Source organism: Streptomyces viridiviolaceus, from assembly GCF_014650995.1.
GTDB classification, from domain to species: domain Bacteria; phylum Actinomycetota; class Actinomycetes; order Streptomycetales; family Streptomycetaceae; genus Streptomyces; species Streptomyces viridiviolaceus.
This window is the reverse complement of the sequence record NZ_BMWA01000017.1, coordinates 151,404-169,451: the sequence shown is the minus strand read 5'-3', so window position 1 is coordinate 169,451 and position 18,048 is coordinate 151,404. Positions and strand designations below refer to the sequence as shown.

The window sequence follows — 18,048 nt, the reverse complement described above, 5'->3', positions numbered from 1 at the left end:
AGGGTGACGGCATGATCATCCGTGCCCGCCGGACCGTCTCGTCCCTCGCCCTCGCCGCCGCGCTCACCCGTACCGGTCTGACCGTGCTGCGCGCCACGGCGCCGGGCGGCGCGGAACGCTGGGAACGGGGGAACCACGCCGGACGGACCGTGGGTCTGTACGCCGGTCCCGCGTCCGCCGTGGCCGCGGCGGTGGGCGCCGGGCGGATCCGGCCCGCCGCCGGGGTCGCCGTCCTCGCCGCCGGTGTGTGCGGTGCCTACGACGACGTGGCGGGGGCCGAGGACCCCCGTCGCGGGTTCCGGGCGCATCTGTCGGCGCTGCGCGGTGGTGAGGTGACCAGCGGGGCGGTGAAACTGTTCGGGATCTCGGCGGCCGGGCTCGTCGCCGGCGCGGCCATGAGGGAACGTCCGCTGGACAAGGTGCTCGCCGGGGTGGTGATCGCCGGGGCCGCGCACTTCGTCAACCTCGTCGACGTACGCCCGGGAAGGGCCGCGGCAGCGGTCCTCGCGCTGGGGGCGCCGGGGCTGCTGCGGGCGGGGCCCGGCGCGACTGCGGCAGCCACCGCGATGGGCGCCGCCGCGGCCGTGCTGCCCGACGACCTCGCCGAGCGCACGATGCTCGGCGACACGGGAGCGCACGCACTCGGCGCGGCCCTGGGCGTGGCCGTGGTGGCGGGCAGCGGCAGGGCGGGGCTGGTCGCCCACGCCGCCGCACTGGTGGCCGCGGCGGCGTGCGGAGAGAAGGTGAGCGAGCTGGCACGGTCACTCGTGTGAGTGACTGGCTCCGTCTCGTTGCCCCGAAGGTCACGCGCTCGTGGCGTTCGTCGTTCCCGGAACACCCGTACGGCCTGGCATCCTTGACGGAGTAACGCGCAGGAAACCGTACGGCGCACTCCGCCGCCTCGTCCTTCTGTACTTTCTTCGTGACCGCCCCACGCCGAACCAGGAGCCCCGGCCACGTGACCCCCGTGAGCAGCCACTCACCGCACGGCCAGTCATCGCTGCGCACCGTGCAGGTGCTGGGCGGAGGCAACGCGGGCAGCAGCGCGCACGTGCGCTCCCTGGCCGCCGGGCTCGTGGCACGGGGCGTGAAGGTCACGGTGTGCGCCCCCGTCGAGGCGGAGCGCACCTACGACTTCGCGGGAACCGGGGCCGACCACGTGCACGTGCCGCGCAGCAGTGACCCGGGGTCGCTGGCCGCGCTGCGGGCCGCCTGTGCGGACGCCGACCTGGTGCACGCGCACGGGCTGCACGCCTCCTTCCGTACCGTGCTCGCCCTCGGCGGGCGCCGTACCCCGCTCGTCGTCACCTGGCACGACCGGGCCCATGCCGACGGGGCGCGCGCCCATCTGCTGCGGCTGCTGGAACGGCGGGTGATGAGGGCGGCCACCGTGGTGCTCGGTGCCACGTCGGAGCTGGTGGACCGGGCGAGGCGGACGGGCGCGCGGGACGCCAGGCTGGCCGCCGTCGCCCTTCCCGGCCGCTCCCGCCGGCCGGTCGAGCCCGAGGACCCCGACCGGCTCCGGCCCAAGGCCCGGGCCGAACTCGGCGCCATCGGCCGCCCGTTGCTCATCGCGGTCGGCTCCCTGGAACGGCATCGGGGGTACGACGTCCTGCTCGACGCCGCGCGCGCATGGCGCCGCCTCGACCCGGTGCCGCTGGTCGTCGTGGCCGGGGAGGGGTCGCTGCGTGCGGACCTCCAGCGGCGGATCGAGGGCGAGCGGCTGCCGGTCGTGCTCGTCGGGCGCCGCGACGACGTCACCGATCTGCTGGCGGCGGCCGACCTGGCGCTGCTGCCGAGCCGCCGGGAGTCGCGCTCCGTCCTCGCCCAGGAGGCCCTCCACGCGCGCGTGCCGCTCGTCGCGAGCGATGTCGGCGGCATCCCCGAACTGGTCGGCGACGCCGCCGAACTCGTCCCGCCCGGGGATCCCGAGGCGCTCGCCGAAGCCGTCGTCCGGCTGCTCGACGACCCCGAGCGGCGGGAGCTGCTGAAGGACAGGGGCGTACGGCAGGCGGGCACATGGCCGACCGAGGACGAGACGGTCGCCCAAGTGCTCAGCGTCTACGACGAGTTGACGCAGCCCAGGTTGCTGATCTAGGGCCTGCCCGCCGGAGTGGGCCGCGGCGGATCGGCGGCCCTCCCCCGATACCCCTAGCCCGCGTGCCTGCGGGCCCGCAGGGCCAGGCTCAACGCCAGTACCGTCTGCGGGTCGTCGAGGTCCGTGCCGAGCAACTCGCCGATGCGGGCGAGGCGGTTGTAGAGCGTCTGCCGGTTGAGGTGGAGCTCCCGGGCCGTCTCCGCCTTGCGGCCGGCATGCGCCAGGTACGTCTCCAGGGTCGGCAGCAGAGGCGGTCTGGACCTGTTGTCGTGGTCCCGGAGGGGGCCGATCGCGCGGTCCACGAAGGCCGCCAGGTCCGGGTGGTCGCGCAGCCGCCACAGCAGCAGATCGATGTCCAGGCGCCGGGCGTCGTACCACGGCCGGTCGGTGAGCCCCTGGGCCGCGGTGGCCGTCTCCGCGGCGTGCCTGAGTCCCGCCGACGCCGCCGCCCAGCCGCCGGCCACCCCGACGACCACCACCGGCGGCTGCGCACCGGGCCGCTGCATCCCGGCCCGCTCCGCACCCGCCCGCAGCGCCGCCGCCACCCGGTCCGCGACCGCCGCCCGCTCCGACTCGGAGCGCAGGCCCAGCAGGAGCGGGACCCGGCCCTCCACCGGTCGTACGCCCAGCAGGACCGGGACGCCGACGGCCGCCAGCTCTTCCGCGACCGCGCGCGCCAGCACCGCCCAGCCGCCGCCCGCGGGGGAGAGGCTGTCACCCAGCCGCATCACCACCGGCAGCAGCGGACTGCTGCCCGGCTTGAAGCCCAGCACGCGGGCCTGCGCCGGGGCGTCCTCCGCCGTGATGCGGCCCTCGGCGAGGTCGGTGAGGAAGTCGCCCCGTCCCCGCGCCGCCAGCTCCTCCTCCTGCCGCGCCTGCATCAGCACCACGGCGAGGATGCCGGCCGCCCGCTCCGCCGCCATGCGGTGCACCGGCGCCAGCGGTGACCGCACGGGCAGCATGACCAGCCGGGCGCGCACCGACCCGGTGCCGGGGCCGCCGCCGGGCACGTCCACCAGGACCGTGCCCGCCGGGGGCGGCGCGTCCTTGTGCGGGCCGCGCAGCCCCTCCCACACCTGGAGCGGATCGGCGCCCTCGGGTCCGGCCCCGGCCGCGTACAGGAGGCGGCCGTCGGCGGTCTCCAGGAAGACGGGGTTGTCCCCGAAGTCGGCCAGGATCTCCAGTACCTGGGGGACCCCGCCGCCGCCCAGCAGGGCCTGGGTGCACCGGCGGTGCACCTCCTCGGCCCGCTGTAGAAGCGCGTAGTGGCCGTTGACGATCTCGGTGTGGATCTCCTCGGTGACCGTCACGAACGGCACTTCGCGGTGCAGCTGGACCAGCGGCAGCCCGGCCGCGCGGGCGGTGTCGACGAGGGCGGCGGGCAGCCGGGCGAAACGGGGGCCCAGCTCCACGACGAGCGCCGCGATGCCGCGCTCGGCCAGCGTGCGCACGAACACGCGCTGCTCGGCGGGGCGGGTGCCGAGGCCGTAGCCCGTGGTCAGCAGGAGTTCGCCGCCCTTGAGGAGGGAGGCGATGTTGGGTACCTCGCCTGCGTGCACCCAGCGCACGGTGCGGTGCAGGCGGTCGGCGCCGGCGAGGATCTCGGGCAGGCCGCTGCGGAGGCCGGGCAGCTCGAGGGCGCGTTGCACGGTGATCCCCGTGGGCTGGGGGGCGCTGGGGGTTTCCATGGAGCGGACGGTACCTGGGGGTGTGCGCCGGGCACATCTCCGGGCGTCCGGCCCGATTCGGTGACGGTCGGGTCGGTCACGGGACGGCCGTCGGCCGGGCGCCCTCCTGGCGTCACGGTGGTCGTCGGCCGGGCCATCCACCTGGTGTCACGGCGGTCGTCGGCCGGGACATCCACCTGGTGTCACGGCGGTCGTCGGCCGGGGCATCCACCCGGTGTCACGGTGGTCGTCGGGTGGGCCGGGCGGTCCGGCGCCACGGGGTGCCGCTGCGCCCACCCGTGCCGCCCCTGGGGGTGCCTCCCAGGCCGTTCAGGCACTGGGGAGCCACGACTTGCCCGCAGCTGCGGCGTTGAGCGCCGCCCGCGGCTGCGACGGCGCATGCCCGCTCCGCGGCTGCGGAGGCGCGCACCGGCCGCGGCGGTGACGGTGCGCCCCGGACCTTGGGCTGCGACGGCGCGCTGCCGGTCCTGCGGCGGCGGTGCGCATCCGTCCGCGGCTGCGGTGCGCGTCCGTCCGCGGCTGCGGCGTCGCGTGCCCCGCCCGCCCGCAGCCACGACGCGTCCCCGTCCCGCGCCTGCGGCGTTGCGTGACCGTTCCGCAGCCACGGCGCGTCCCCGACCCGCGCCTGCGGCGTTGCGTGACCGTCCCGCGGCGGTGGTGGGGCGTGCGCGCCGTCGGCCGCAGGTGGTCAGCCCGCGTACGCTCCGCTTGCCGTGAGGCGCAGGGCCGTGTCGATCAGGGGCACGTGGCTGAACGCCTGCGGGAAGTTGCCGACCTGGCGCTGCAGGCGCGGGTCCCACTCCTCGGCCAGCAGGCCCAGGTCGTTGCGCAGGGACAGCAGCTTCTCGAAGAGCTTCCTCGCCTCGTCCACGCGGCCGATCATCGCCAGGTCGTCGGCCATCCAGAACGAGCAGGCCAGGAAGGCGCCCTCGTCGCCGGGCAGGCCGTCGACGCCCGCGTGGTCGCCCTCCGTGGGGTAGCGCAGGATGAAGCCGTCCGGCGTGGACAGCTCCCGCTGGATCGCCTCGATCGTGCCGATGACCCGCTTGTCGTCCGGCGGCAGGAAGCCCATCTGCGGGATCAGCAGCAGCGAGGCGTCCAGTTCCTGGGAGCCGTAGGACTGCGTGAAGGTGTTGCGCTCCTCGTCGTAGCCCTTCTCGCACACGTCCCGGTGGATGTCGTCGCGCAGCTGCTTCCAGCGCTCCAGCGGGCCGTCGGCGTCGCCGGACTCGATCAGCTTGATGGTGCGGTCGACGGCGACCCAGGCCATGACCTTGGAGTGCACGAAGTGGCGGCGCGGGCCGCGCACCTCCCAGATGCCCTCGTCCGGCTCCTGCCAGTGGTCCTCCAGGTAGCGGATCAGCTTCAGCTGGAGCAGCGAGGCGTAGTCGTTGCGGGCCAGGCCCGTCATGTGGGCCAGGTGCAGGGCCTCGGTGACCTCGCCGTACACGTCCAGCTGCAGCTGGTGCGCGGCGCCGTTGCCGACCCGGACCGGCCCGGAGTTCTCGTAGCCGGGGAGCCAGTCCAGCTCCGCCTCGCCGAGCTCGCGCTCGCCGGCGATGCCGTACATGATCTGCAGGTTCTCCGGGTCGCCGGCGACCGCGCGCAGCAGCCACTCGCGCCAGGCGCGGGCCTCCTCGCGGTAGCCGGTGCGCAGCAGCGAGGACAGGGTGATCGCCGCGTCGCGCAGCCAGGTGTAGCGGTAGTCCCAGTTGCGCACGCCGCCGATCTCCTCCGGCAGGGAGGTGGTGGGTGCGGCGACGATGCCGCCGGTCGGGGCGTACGTCAGGGCCTTCAGCGTGATCAGGGAGCGGACCACGGCCTCGCGGTAGGGACCGTGGTACGTGCAGTGCTCCACCCACTCCCGCCAGAAGTCCTCCGTCGCCTCCAGCGACTGCTCCGGCTCCGGCAGCGGCGGCGGCTCCTTGTGCGACGGCTCCCAGGAGATCGTGAACGCGATCCGGTCACCCGGAGCGACCGTGAAGTCCGCGTACGTGGTCAGCGCCTTGCCGTAGGTCTCGGCCTCCGTGTCGAACCACACGGAGTCGGGGCCCGCGACGGCCACCGTGCGTCCCTCGTGCCGGTGCACCCACGGGACCACCCGGCCGTAGCTGAAGCGCATCCGCAGCTCCGAGCGCATCGGCACCCGGCCGGAGATGCCCTCGACGATCCGGATGAGCTGGGGGGCACCGTCGCGCGGGGGCATGAAATCGGTCACGCGGACCGTGCCGCGCGGGGAGTCCCACTCGGATTCCAGGATCAGCGAGTCCCCGCGGTAGTTCCGCCGGTGGGCGGTGGGCGGCTCCTCGCCGGGGGCGTAGGCCGGACCGAGCCGCCAGAAGCCGTGCTCCTCGGTGCCCAGGAGGCCGGCGAAGATGGCATGCGAGTCGAAGCGGGGCAGGCACAGCCAGTCGACCGTGCCGTCCCGGCAGACCAGGGCAGCGGTCTGCATGTCTCCGATGAGTGCGTAGTCTTCGATGCGCCCGGCCACGTGCAACTCCAGTCGAACGGCCACGTCACCCCGCGTGGGGGCGGTCGCTAGTGCGGTCATGGGGTGGTTGTGATGCGTCGTTGAGCGATGAAGCAAAGCAGTCACCGTGTTGTGACGCCAAACGACAATTGTCGCTCAACGAACTGACGAGCTCTTGTTGTTCCGGTGCTGACGGGCGGGGGGTGGTGCCATGTCGCCGGGTCGGCTCGGCAGCGAATGTCCGAGCAGGATACGACGCACGTAGATGATCTGTGTGCCGCTCCGGGCAACCCGAGTCGGCCGAACGAGTGAGCACCGGGTGAGAAAACGGTATGCGATGTGCATGCGTGTCGGGGCGTGCGCGGAGCGTGGCCGGAAGCCATCGCCTTCCGGCGCTGATACGCTGGTAGCCCGTGGACCGGTGGGAGACAAACCCCGGAACCGCAGCGACGGCGCCGCCGACGAAACCCGGGACGACCGGGCCGGACGGCCGCGCCGCACCCCAGACCGCGACCACGGGAGCCCCCTCTTGGCCATGCCGCCCAAATCCACGACGACCAAGCACATCTTCGTCACCGGGGGTGTCGCCTCCTCGCTCGGCAAGGGGCTGACCGCCTCCAGTCTCGGCATGCTGCTCAAGGCCCGGGGCCTGCGCGTGGTGATGCAGAAGCTCGACCCGTACCTGAACGTCGACCCGGGCACGATGAACCCCTTCCAGCACGGTGAGGTGTTCGTCACGAACGACGGCGCCGAGACCGACCTGGACATCGGCCACTACGAGCGTTTCCTCGACCGCGACCTGGACGGTTCGGCCAACGTCACCACCGGCCAGGTGTACTCCACGGTGATCGCCAAGGAGCGGCGCGGCGAGTACCTGGGCGACACGGTCCAGGTCATCCCGCACATCACCAACGAGATCAAGCACCGCATCCGCCGCATGGCGACGGACGAGGTGGACGTGGTGATCACCGAGGTCGGCGGCACGGTCGGCGACATCGAGTCGCTGCCGTTCCTGGAGACCGTCCGCCAGGTCCGGCACGAGGTCGGCCGGGACAACGTCTTCGTGGTGCACATCTCCCTCCTGCCCTACATCGGCCCCTCCGGCGAGCTGAAGACCAAGCCGACCCAGCACAGCGTGGCCGCCCTGCGCAACATCGGTATCCAGCCGGACGCGATCGTGCTGCGCTGCGACCGCGAGGTGCCGACCGCGATCAAGCGCAAGATCTCGCTGATGTGCGACGTCGACGAGGCCGCCGTGGTGGCCTGCCCCGACGCCCGCTCGATCTACGACATCCCCAAGGTCGTCCACACCGAGGGCCTGGACGCCTACGTCGTCCGCAAGCTGGACCTGCCGTTCCGCGACGTGGACTGGACGACCTGGGACGACCTGCTCGACCGCGTCCACAACCCCGACCACGAGGTCACCCTCGCCCTGGTCGGCAAGTACATCGACCTGCCCGACGCCTACCTGTCGGTCACCGAGGCGCTGCGCGCGGGCGGCTTCGCCAACCGGGCCCGCGTGAAGATCAAGTGGGTCACGTCCGACGACTGCAAGACCCCGGCCGGCGCCAAGGCGCAGCTCGGCGACGTCGACGCCATCTGCATCCCGGGCGGCTTCGGGGACCGCGGCGTGCTCGGCAAGGTCGGCGCGATCAAGTACGCCCGCGAGAACAAGGTCCCGCTGCTCGGCCTCTGCCTGGGCCTGCAGTGCATCGTGATCGAGGCCGCGCGCAACCTGGCCGGCATCACCGACGCCAACTCCACCGAGTTCGACCCGGCCACCGGCCACCCGGTCATCTCCACCATGGCCGAGCAGCTGGACATCGTCGCCGGCGAGGGCGACATGGGCGGCACGATGCGGCTCGGCATGTACCCGGCCAAGCTGGCCGAGGGCTCCATCGTGCGCGAGGTCTACGACGGCAAGGAGTACATCGAGGAGCGGCACCGCCACCGCTACGAGGTGAACAACGCCTACCGCGCGGAGCTGGAGAAGAAGGCGGGCATCCTCTTCTCGGGCACCTCCCCGGACGGCAAGCTCGTCGAGTACGTCGAGTACCCGCGCGACGTCCACCCGTACCTGGTCGCCACCCAGGCGCACCCGGAGCTGCGCTCGCGCCCGACCCGCCCGCACCCGCTCTTCGCCGGGCTGGTCAAGGCCGCGGTCGAGCGGAAGACGGCGAAGTAACACACCAGTTGTACGGTGGCCGGGGCGCGCCCGTTCAGTGGTGCGCGCCCCGGCTCTTCGCGTACGTCTGGAAGGACAGGGCATGACGATCAAGGACACTCCCGAGGAATGGGAGATCCGGGCGACGACGACCCCGTTCCGGGGCAACAAGACCTCCGTGCGCACCGACGACGTGGTCATGCCCGACGGCTCCGTGGTCACCCGCGACTACCAGGTCCACCCCGGTTCCGTGGCCGTCCTCGCCCTCGACGACGCGGGCCGTGTCCTGGTCATCCGGCAGTACCGCCATCCCGTGCGCGAGAAGCTCTGGGAGATCCCGGCCGGCCTGCTCGACGTCCCCGGCGAGAACCCGCTGCACGCCGCCCAGCGCGAGCTGTACGAGGAGGCGCACGTCAAGGCCGAGGACTGGCGGGTGCTGACCGACGTCTACACCACCCCCGGCGGCTGCGACGAGGCCGTACGGATCTTCCTCGCCCGGAACCTGTCCGAGGCCGAGGGCGCGCGCTTCGAGGTCGAGCACGAAGAGGCCGACATGGAGCTGGAGCGGGTGCCCGTCACGGACCTGGTCCGGGGGGTGCTCGCGGGCGAGTTGCACAACAACTGCCTGGTCGTGGGCGTGCTCTCGCTGGTCGCCGCGCAGCAGGGCGACGGGCTCGACGCGCTGCGTCCGGCTCAGGCGCCGTGGCCGGCGCGTCCCTTCGAGGCGTGAAGCCGTTCAGGCCGTTCGCGGTGTGACCATCGGCTGATCCGATCGAGGGACGCGACCGCCGCGCTCCGCCCGGGACGTAGCAGAGCGTGAACTAGGCTCGGGAAAGGCCCGGACCGGACTACCGGCGGGCGCCGGCGTGCGGTGGGATCGGGAGTGTGGCCCGTGACGGATCAGGCGGTGGACACGGACGGCGTGCGGCTGTCGGGCGACACGCTTGAGCAGAGTCCTTTCCTGGGCCGCGTCAGGGAGTTGAAGGAACTGCGCGCCGACATCGAGCGCGCGGGCCTGGACACTCTCTCGGGCCGGAAGGCACCCCGCGCGCGCGTACTGCTCATCGCCGGCCGGCCCGGCTCGGGCCGCACCGCCCTCGCCGAGGAACTCGTCGCCCAGGTCGCCGACCGTTACGCCGAGGGCGTACTGCGTGCCCGGCTGAGCGAGCCGGACGGCACGCGCGTGCCCGTCGCCCGTGTCGCCCGGGAACTGCTCACCGAGCTGGAGCAGACCGTCCCGCCCGGAGCCTGTGAGGAGGACCTCGCCCAGGCGCTGCGCACCGCCCTCGCCGACCGCCGCATGCTGCTCCTGCTGGACGACGCGGCCGACGCCGAGCAGGTCGACGCCCTGCTCCCGGACACCCCGGACTGCCTGGTCGTCGCCGTGGCCGAGGGCCCGCTGACCGGCATCGCGGACGTCCGCCCGTGCACCCTCGGGGGCCTGGACACCAAGTCGGCCGTGGCGCTGCTGTCCCGGTACACCGGCTCGGTCCGCATCACCGTCGACCCCCGGGCCGCCGAGCACCTGGTCGAGGCCTGCCAGGCCCAGCCCGCGGCGCTGACCCTGGCGGGCGGCTGGCTGGCCGCCCGTCCCAAGGCGGCCGTCGCCGACCTGGTCAAGCAGCTGCACGCGGACGCCGGGGAGGGGACCCCGCTCGGCCGCGTCTTCCGGCTCGCCTACGCCTCCCTGCCCGGCCCCGCCGCCCGGACCCTGCGGCTGCTCTCCCTCGCCCCGGCCGGTCTGGTCGACCCGCACACCGCCTCCGCGCTGGCCGGCTGCTCCGTGGACGGCGCCCGCGCCACCCTGGACGGTTTCGTCGACCTCGGCGTGCTGCGCGCGGTCGGCTCCCCGCTGCCGCAGTACGAGGTGCCGGGCTGTCTGCACCCCCTGCTGACGGCCCTCGCCGAGGCCCACGACCGGCCCGCGGAGCTGCAGCTCGCCCGCGCCCGCATGCTGGAGCGGACCGTACGGCTGCTGCAGTCCTGCCGGGCGATCACCGAGACCGACAGCCCGCAGGCCCGCGAGAAGCTCGTCGGGATGCCGCGTGCCCTGCGCTTCCCCACCCCCCGGGCCGCCGCCGACTGGCTGCGCATCCGCCGGCCCGCCCTGCTGGCGGCGGCGCGCCTCGCGGTCGCCGACGGAGAGCTGGACACCCTCGCCCGGCGGCTGATGTCCCAGCTGGTCCGGGCCATGGTGGCCCACTTCGGCACCCAGGCGGCGGCGCCCGACCTGTACGGGATCCACCGCCTCGTCCTGGATGTGGCCGAGCGCCGGGAGCTGCCCCGGGAGAAGGCCGCGGCCCTGCTGAACCTGGGCGACCTGGACGCCCGGACCGGCCGTACGGCCGAGGCGCTGGTGCGGTTTCGGGCCGCGCTGGACGCCGCACGCGAGGCGGACGACCCGTACGCGACCGGCCGCGCGATGGAATCCGTAGGCGGTGCCCACCTGGAGCTGGGCGACTACGACCGGGCCGCCGACTGGTTCGGCCGCGCCCTCGCCCAGCGGCTCGCCCGGGACGAGCGCGCGGACGCCGCGCGGATCTACGGCCGGATCGCCACCGCCCACACCTACGCGGGCCGCTACGGCGAGGCGGTGCGCGGCTGGCGCGCGGCGGTCGCCGGGTACCGCAGGACCGGCGATGTGGCCGCTCAGGCGCGGGCGTTGAGCGAGCTGGCCCGCGTCCAGGAGTACGCCGGACGGCCCGAGGAGTCGCTGCGCACCTGCCAGGAGGCCGTCGAGCAGGCCCGCCGGGCCGAGGACGTCCGGCTCGAGGCGGCGCTGCAGATGCGCCTCGCCGACACTCTGGACCGCCTCGGCGACCCCACCGCGGCCGGACTGCATCGGAGTGCGGCCGAGCGATTGTTGGGCGAGGACCCCGTTAACACCTGCGAAATCCGCAGCACATCTGCTGAAGATTGATGCTTTGAAAGGCTAGACAGCGGGAACGCCTTCATTAGACTGGCTCTGCCGCACCTTCTCCTGCGGTCTCTCCCGGTGTGCCCGAGCATGAGCGGGTATGCCTTGTAATAGCCACATTCTCTGAGTCAAGGACCGTGATCGACGTGAAGGTCGGCATTCCCCGCGAGGTCAAGAACAACGAGTTCCGGGTGGCCATCACCCCCGCCGGCGTCCACGAGCTGGTGCGCAACGGTCACCAGGTCGTCGTGGAGCGCGACGCCGGCGTCGGCTCCTCGATCCCGAACGAGGAGTACGTCGCCGCCGGCGCCCAGATCCTCGACACCGCCGACGAGGTGTGGGCCGCCGCCGATCTGCTGCTGAAGGTGAAGGAGCCGATCGCGGAGGAGTACCACCGCCTCCGCAAGGACCAGACGCTCTTCACCTACCTGCACCTGGCCGCCTCCAAGGAGTGCACGGACGCCCTGCTGGAGTCCGGCACCACCGCGATCGCCTACGAGACGGTCGAGCTCCCGAACCGCGCGCTGCCGCTGCTCGCCCCGATGTCCGAGGTCGCGGGCCGGCTGGCCCCGCAGGTCGGCGCCTACCACCTGATGGCCGCCAACGGCGGTCGCGGTGTGCTGCCCGGCGGCGTCCCCGGCGTGCTGGCCGGCCGGGCCGTCGTGATCGGCGGTGGCGTCTCCGGCTGGAACGCCGCGCAGATCGCCATCGGCATGGGCTTCCACGTGACGCTGCTCGACAAGGACATCAACAAGCTCAAGGAGGCCGACAAGATCTTCGGGACGAAGATCCAGACCGTCGTCTCCAACGCCTTCGAGCTGGAGAAGGCCTGCCTCGAGGCCGACCTGGTGATCGGCGCCGTGCTGATCCCGGGCGCCAAGGCCCCGAAGCTGGTCACCAACGAGCTGGTGTCCCGGATGAAGCCCGGAAGTGTCCTTGTCGACATCGCGATCGATCAGGGCGGCTGCTTCGAGGACTCCCACCCCACCACGCACGCCGAGCCGACCTTCAAGGTCCACGAGTCGGTCTTCTACTGCGTCGCCAACATGCCCGGCGCGGTGCCCAACACCTCCACCTACGCGCTGACCAACGCCACGCTGCCGTACATCGTCGAGCTGGCCAACCGCGGCTGGGCCGAGGCCCTGCGCCGCGACCCGGCGCTGGCCAAGGGTCTCAACACCCATGACGGCAAGGTCGTTTACAAGGAGGTCGCCGAGGCCCACGGCCTGGAGCACGTCGAGCTGAGCTCGCTGCTGGGCTGACCGGTCGGCGGCCGGTAAATCGGCTAAGTCACCAACCGGTAAAGGCGATACGTCAACAGACGCCGTCAACCGTGCACATCCGGCCGGACCTTGCCCGACAAGGTCCGGCCGGATGTGTGTATGGTCACTTTGCGATTCTCGGCCAACTCGCCTCGAACGTAACGCTTCAACCGATTCGCGCACCGGTGAAACCTGCTGTGCGACGGCCGTACGCCCTTGACAGAGGGATGTTTCATTGCCGACACATCGGGCCGGGTCCGGCGGATTGTGTTGCTGCGGACCGCCGACACGCCATAGAGTCGCCAACCGTCGGCATGGTGCCACGCTGACCTGTCTAGAAGTTTCCTGGTCACCAAGGAGGTAAGACGACTTGTGAATGAGTCGACATTTACTCCCGGGGGTGGTCAACCAGGAATGCCTGCACGGGCTCACGGCCCCGGGCGTCTCGAGGCTGTCGGCTCCGTCGCTGTACGCACCTTCGCAGCCCACCAGAGTCCGCAGGCAACTCAGACAGCACACATGAGCATGGATGGCCAACACGTGAACGCCATGGCCGGCGACGGAAGTGGCGCGCCCCGCAACCACTTCGCCGACTACGACGAACTGCCCGAGGGGCACTTCTACGACCCGGACGCGGAGTACGAGCCCGATCCCGAGTACGCGGCCACGCTCGCGCCGGACGCGGCCCGTCAGCGCCGCGAGCGCATCGGCCCGACGGGACGCCCGCTGCCGTACTTCCCGATCCCGGGCCCGCTGACCGATCACGGCCCCGCGAAGATCATCGCGATGTGCAACCAGAAGGGCGGCGTCGGCAAGACGACGTCGACCATCAACCTGGGTGCCGCGCTCGCCGAGTACGGGCGCCGGGTGCTGCTCGTCGACTTCGACCCGCAGGGCGCGCTGTCCGTCGGTCTCGGCGTCAACCCGATGGAACTCGACCTCACCGTCTACAACCTGCTCATGGAGCGGGGCATGGCGGCCGACGAGGTGCTGCTGAAGACCGCGGTCCCCAACATGGACCTGCTGCCCAGCAACATCGACCTGTCGGCGGCCGAGGTCCAGCTGGTGAGCGAGGTCGCCCGCGAGTCCACGCTCCAGCGCGCGCTGAAGCCGCTGATGGACGACTACGACTACATCGTGATCGACTGCCAGCCCTCGCTCGGCCTGCTCACGGTGAACGCCCTGACGGCCGCGCACAAGGTGATCGTGCCGCTGGAGTGCGAGTTCTTCGCACTGCGCGGTGTGGCGCTGCTGACCGAGACCATCGAGAAGGTCCAGGAGCGGCTCAACCCCGACCTGGAGCTCGACGGCATCCTCGCCACGATGTACGACTCGCGCACGGTGCACAGCCGTGAGGTGCTCGCGCGGGTCGTCGAGGCGTTCGACGACCACGTGTACCACACGGTCATCGGGCGCACGGTCCGCTTCCCGGAGACCACGGTCGCCGGTGAGCCGATCACCACGTACGCCTCCAACTCCGTCGGTGCCGCCGCCTACCGCCAGCTCGCCAGGGAGGTGCTCGCCCGGTGTCACGCCGAGTGAGTCTGCCGGGGGCCGACGAACTCTTCCGTACGACAGGGGGGATGGCGCTGCAGGCGTCCACCCCGCGGCGACCGGCCGGCGGCGACGCCCGGGTACCGGCACCGGCGGGGGAGAGCGACCAGGCGGCCGCGGAGGACGCGCCGCAGTCGGTGCCCGCGCAGGACGGCGACGGCGAGGGCGCGGAGCACGTCGCGGCCGACGCGGAGCCGGCCGCGGCCGGCGAGTCGCGCAGCCGGGGTGCGGAGCGCTCCGCGCGCCGCGGGAGCGCCGGGGCGGGCGCGCAGGACGGATCCGCCGCCCAGCAGCCCCGCAAGCGCGGACGGGGGGCCACACGGCGCCCCAGCGGGCGCGAGCGGCACGACGAGAAGATCACCGTCTACGTCTCCGCCGAGGAGCTCATGGATCTGGAGCACGCGCGTCTGGTGCTCCGGGGCGAGCACGGCCTCGCCGTCGACCGCGGCCGGATCGTCCGCGAGGCGGTCGCCGTGGTGCTCGCCGACCTGGAGACCCGCGGGGATGCCAGCATCCTCGTACGCCGGCTGCGCGGACGGTAGCGGTAGCCTGCGGGGGTCATGACCTCGAACGACGCTCCCCGCCCCGGTACGCCCGCCGGGCGTCGCCGTGCGCTGGGGAGGGGCCCGGGAGTGCCGCCGGCCGCCGCCGAGCCGTCCGAGCCCCCGGAGACCGTGTGCGCGCAGCCCAGCCGGACCGAGGGGCCGGCCGCCGAGGAGCAGCCCCGCACCCTGGAGCCCGCGGCCCCGGAGGCACCGCCGCGCGGCGGGCCGGAGTCCCGGACGGCTCCCCGGGAGGCAGCCGAACCGGAGGCAGGGGACCGGACGGGACCGGCGGGCACCCGGCCGCACACCGCCATCGCCCTTGAGGCCGCCCTGCCCCCGGCGCCGCCCGCCGGACCGCCGGCGGCGGACCCGGAGCCGGAACGTGCCGCCCCGGAGCCGTGGCCGTCCGGCGGGCGGCCGGGACCGGCGGGCACCCGGCCGCACACCCCCACCGCCCTTGAGGCCGCCCTGCCCCCGGCGCCGCCCGCCGGACCGCCGGCGGCGGACCCGGAGCCGGAACGTGCCGCCCCGGAGCCGTGGCCGTCCGGCGGGCCGGGCCCTTCGGCCGTTCCCCCGACGGACACCGCGACGGGGGCCGCCACCGTGCCGGGGAAGGTTCCGCCAGGAGCCGCTGGGGACTCCGGGCACGCCGTCGCGGACGCGTCCCCGCCGAACGAGCCGGACCGGGCGGTTGCCGCCGGGACGGAAGCCGCGGCAGCGCCCGACGCCGGGGCCGGGGCGGGGGAAACGCCCGACGGGGTCTTCAAGGTCCGGCTCGCCAACTTCGAGGGGCCCTTCGACCTGCTGCTGCAGCTGATCTCCCGGCACAAGATGGACGTCACCGAGGTCGCCCTGTCCCGGGTGACCGACGAGTTCATGGCGCACATCCGGGCGATGGGCCCGGAGTGGGACCTCGACCAGACGACCGAGTTCCTGGTCGTGGCGGCCACGCTGCTCGACCTGAAGGCGGCGCGGCTGCTGCCCGCCGCCGAGGTGGAGGACGAAGCCGACCTGGCGCTGCTGGAGGCCCGCGACCTGCTCTTCGCGCGGCTGCTGCAGTACCGCGCGTACAAGCGGATCGCGGAGATCTTCAGCGAGCGGCTGGACGTGGAGGCCCGCCGCTACCCTCGTACCGTCGGCCTGGAGCCCCACCACGCCGAGCTGCTGCCCGAGGTGGTCATCAGCATCGGGGCGGAGGGGTTCGCCAGGCTCGCCGTCAAGGCGATGCAGCCCAGGCCCAAGCCGCAGGTCTACGTCGAGCACATCCACGCCCCGCTGGTCAGCGTGCAGGAACAGGCCGGGATCGTCGTCGCGCGGCTGAAGGAGCTGGGCGAGGCCAGCTTCCGCGCCCTGACCGAGGACACCGAGGACACACTGACCGTCGTGGCCCGTTTCCTGGCGCTGCTGGAGCTGTACCGGGAGAAGGCCGTCGCCCTGGACCAGGAGACCGCGCTCGGCGAGCTGCTGGTGCGCTGGACCGGCGGGGACGGGGAGGCCGGGCCGATGGTGACCGACGAGTTCGACCGGCCGGCCGAGGAGCCCAAGGAGGAGGAGAAGGCGTGAGCCAGGAGACCACGGAGGTTCCGGCAGGGCTGCAAGCCGTCGCCGACCTCGACCTCAAGCCGGCCCTCGAGGCGGTGCTCATGGTCGTGGACGAACCCGCGACCGAGGAACACCTCGCGAAGGTCCTCCAGCGACCCCGGCGGCAGATCGCGGACGCCCTGCGGGAGCTGGCCGACGAGTACACCGTCCAGGGGCGGGGCTTCGAGCTCAGGGTCGTCGCGGGCGGCTGGCGCTTCTACACCCGTCCCGAGTACGCCGCGGCCGTCGAGGGCTTCGTCCTGGACGGCCAGCAGGCCCGCCTCACCCAGGCCGCCCTGGAGACCCTCGCGGTGGTCGCCTACCGGCAACCGGTGAGCCGCAGCCGCGTCTCGGCGGTCCGCGGGGTGAACTGCGACGGCGTGATGCGCACCCTCCTGCAGCGGGGTCTGGTCGAGGAGGCGGGCACGGAACCCGAAACAGGTGCGATCCTGTACGTGACGACGAACTACTTCCTGGAGCGGATGGGCCTGCGCGGTCTGGACGAGCTCCCGGAGCTCGCGCCCTTCCTCCCGGAGGCGGAGGCGATCGAGGCCGAGACCCAGGAGGGTGTGCCGTCGTTCGACCCGGACGCGCCCGACGCGGACGACGGTCACCCGGCGAGCACGACCCGTGCGCCGAACACGACGAACACGACGACGACGGAACTTTGATGCGAAGCAGCGGCAGCGGCAAGAGCGGCGGGCGCGGGAACTACCGCGGCGCCGGCAACAACAGGGACCAGAAGCAGGGGCAGGGCCGCCCCCGCAAGCCCCGCCCGGAGGAGCGCCGCTACGACGTCGGTCCCGGCGCCTCCCCCGACGGCCCCAAGTCCGGGCGCGGCGGCGCGGCGCGCGGCGGAGCCAAGGGCGGTCCCAAGAAGCCCCAGCAGCGGGGACGCACGGCCCCGGCCCGGTCGCGCGAGTACGAGACGCGGGCCGAGGAGCGCAACCGCGAGAGGTACGCGGGCAAGAAGGAGATCAAGCTGCCCAAGACCTTCCCGGGCGCCGAGCAGGAGGGCGAGCGGCTGCAGAAGGTCCTCGCGCGCGCCGGCTACGGCTCCCGGCGTGCCTGCGAGGAGCTGATCGAGCAGGCGCGGGTCGAGGTCAACGGCGAGATCGTGCTGGAGCAGGGCAAGCGCGTCGACCCGGAGAAGGACGAGGTCAAGGTCGACGGGCTCACCGTCGCCACGCAGTCGTACCAGTTCTTCTCGCTGAACAAGCCCGCCGGTGTCGTGTCCACCATGGAGGACCCGGAGGGCCGCCAGTGCCTCGGTGACTACGTCACCAACCGCGAGACCCGGCTCTTCCACGTCGGCCGGCTCGACACCGAGACCGAGGGCGTCATCCTGCTCACCAACCACGGCGAGCTGGCGCACCGGCTGACCCACCCGAAGTACGGCGTGAAGAAGACCTACCTGGCGCACATCGTGGGCCCGATCCCGCGCGACCTCGGCAAGCGCCTGAAGGACGGCATCCAGCTGGAGGACGGGTACGCGCGCGCGGACCACTTCCGGGTCGTGGAGCAGACCGGCAAGAACTACCTCGTCGAGGTCACCCTCCACGAGGGCCGCAAGCACATCGTGCGGCGGATGCTGGCGGAGGCGGGCTTCCCCGTCGACAAGCTGGTGCGCACCGCCTTCGGCCCCATCACGCTGGGCGACCAGAAGTCCGGCTGGCTGCGCCGGCTGTCCAACACGGAGGTCGGGATGCTGATGCAGGAGGTCGACCTCTAAGGGGTTGTCCCGATCACCCACCCTCTTTATAGTCGCA

The 18,048-nt window shown here is 72.9% G+C and carries 13 protein-coding genes; 11 read left to right on the top strand and 2 right to left on the bottom strand.

Annotated features, from left to right (window positions below):
- The first annotated feature begins 11 nt into the window (after positions 1 to 11).
- The gene (locus IE260_RS25270) at positions 12 to 773 is read left to right on the top strand and encodes a hypothetical protein (RefSeq protein ID WP_189875679.1); all 762 of its coding nucleotides are present in this window, start codon (positions 12 to 14) and stop codon (positions 771 to 773) included.
- Positions 774 to 958: 185 nt separating this feature from the next.
- Positions 959 to 2,098, top strand: coding sequence for a glycosyltransferase family 4 protein (locus IE260_RS25265; protein WP_189875678.1), 1,140 nt, complete (start codon positions 959 to 961; stop codon positions 2,096 to 2,098).
- Between the two features lie 53 nt (positions 2,099 to 2,151).
- On the opposite strand, the gene IE260_RS25260 is transcribed toward IE260_RS25265, so the two are convergent.
- Both IE260_RS25260 and IE260_RS25255 read right to left on the bottom strand, forming a co-directional pair.
- Positions 2,152 to 3,786 carry a PucR family transcriptional regulator gene (locus IE260_RS25260; protein ID WP_189875676.1) on the bottom strand — a complete coding sequence of 545 codons (1,635 nt, stop codon included), beginning with the start codon at positions 3,784 to 3,786 and terminating at the stop codon, positions 2,152 to 2,154.
- A gap of 688 nt (positions 3,787 to 4,474) precedes the next feature.
- On the bottom strand, positions 4,475 to 6,277 hold the full coding sequence (locus IE260_RS25255) for a glycoside hydrolase family 15 protein (RefSeq protein WP_189875711.1): 1,803 nt from the start codon (positions 6,275 to 6,277) through the stop codon (positions 4,475 to 4,477).
- A gap of 514 nt (positions 6,278 to 6,791) precedes the next feature.
- Between IE260_RS25255 and pyrG the strand changes: the two genes are divergently transcribed.
- The 9 genes from pyrG to IE260_RS25210 all read left to right on the top strand — a co-directional run bounded on the left by pyrG (position 6,792) and on the right by IE260_RS25210 (position 18,011).
- The gene (gene pyrG / locus IE260_RS25250) at positions 6,792 to 8,441 is read left to right on the top strand and encodes a CTP synthase (RefSeq protein ID WP_189875674.1); all 1,650 of its coding nucleotides are present in this window, start codon (positions 6,792 to 6,794) and stop codon (positions 8,439 to 8,441) included.
- Positions 8,442 to 8,523: 82 nt separating this feature from the next.
- Positions 8,524 to 9,150 (top strand): NUDIX domain-containing protein, encoded by a 627-nt coding sequence (locus tag IE260_RS25245; RefSeq protein ID WP_189875672.1) that lies wholly within the window; start codon positions 8,524 to 8,526, stop codon positions 9,148 to 9,150.
- A 162-nt stretch (positions 9,151 to 9,312) separates the two neighbouring features.
- Positions 9,313 to 11,340: a tetratricopeptide repeat protein gene (locus IE260_RS25240; RefSeq protein ID WP_189875670.1), complete on the top strand. Its 2,028-nt coding sequence runs from the start codon at positions 9,313 to 9,315 to the stop codon at positions 11,338 to 11,340.
- Between the two features lie 134 nt (positions 11,341 to 11,474).
- Positions 11,475 to 12,599 carry an alanine dehydrogenase gene (gene ald, locus IE260_RS25235; protein ID WP_189875668.1) on the top strand — a complete coding sequence of 375 codons (1,125 nt, stop codon included), beginning with the start codon at positions 11,475 to 11,477 and terminating at the stop codon, positions 12,597 to 12,599.
- A gap of 414 nt (positions 12,600 to 13,013) precedes the next feature.
- On the top strand, positions 13,014 to 14,141 hold the full coding sequence (locus IE260_RS25230) for a ParA family protein (protein WP_188180739.1): 1,128 nt from the start codon (positions 13,014 to 13,016) through the stop codon (positions 14,139 to 14,141).
- A 41-nt stretch (positions 14,142 to 14,182) separates the two neighbouring features.
- Positions 14,183 to 14,695 (top strand): hypothetical protein, encoded by a 513-nt coding sequence (locus IE260_RS25225; protein ID WP_229881210.1) that lies wholly within the window; start codon positions 14,183 to 14,185, stop codon positions 14,693 to 14,695.
- Positions 14,696 to 15,166: 471 nt separating this feature from the next.
- Entirely contained in the window at positions 15,167 to 16,261 is a 1,095-nt protein-coding gene (locus tag IE260_RS25220) for a segregation and condensation protein A (protein ID WP_308434694.1), read from the top strand.
- Complete coding sequence (scpB, locus tag IE260_RS25215) at positions 16,258 to 16,950, top strand: SMC-Scp complex subunit ScpB (protein ID WP_189875662.1); 693 nt, start codon at positions 16,258 to 16,260, stop codon at positions 16,948 to 16,950. The genes IE260_RS25220 and scpB overlap by 4 nt, the downstream gene beginning before the upstream one ends.
- A complete protein-coding gene (locus tag IE260_RS25210) occupies positions 16,950 to 18,011 on the top strand; it encodes a pseudouridine synthase (protein ID WP_189875660.1) in 1,062 nt (353 codons plus the stop codon). The genes scpB and IE260_RS25210 overlap by 1 nt, the downstream gene beginning before the upstream one ends.
- Positions 18,012 to 18,048: the final 37 nt, after the last annotated feature.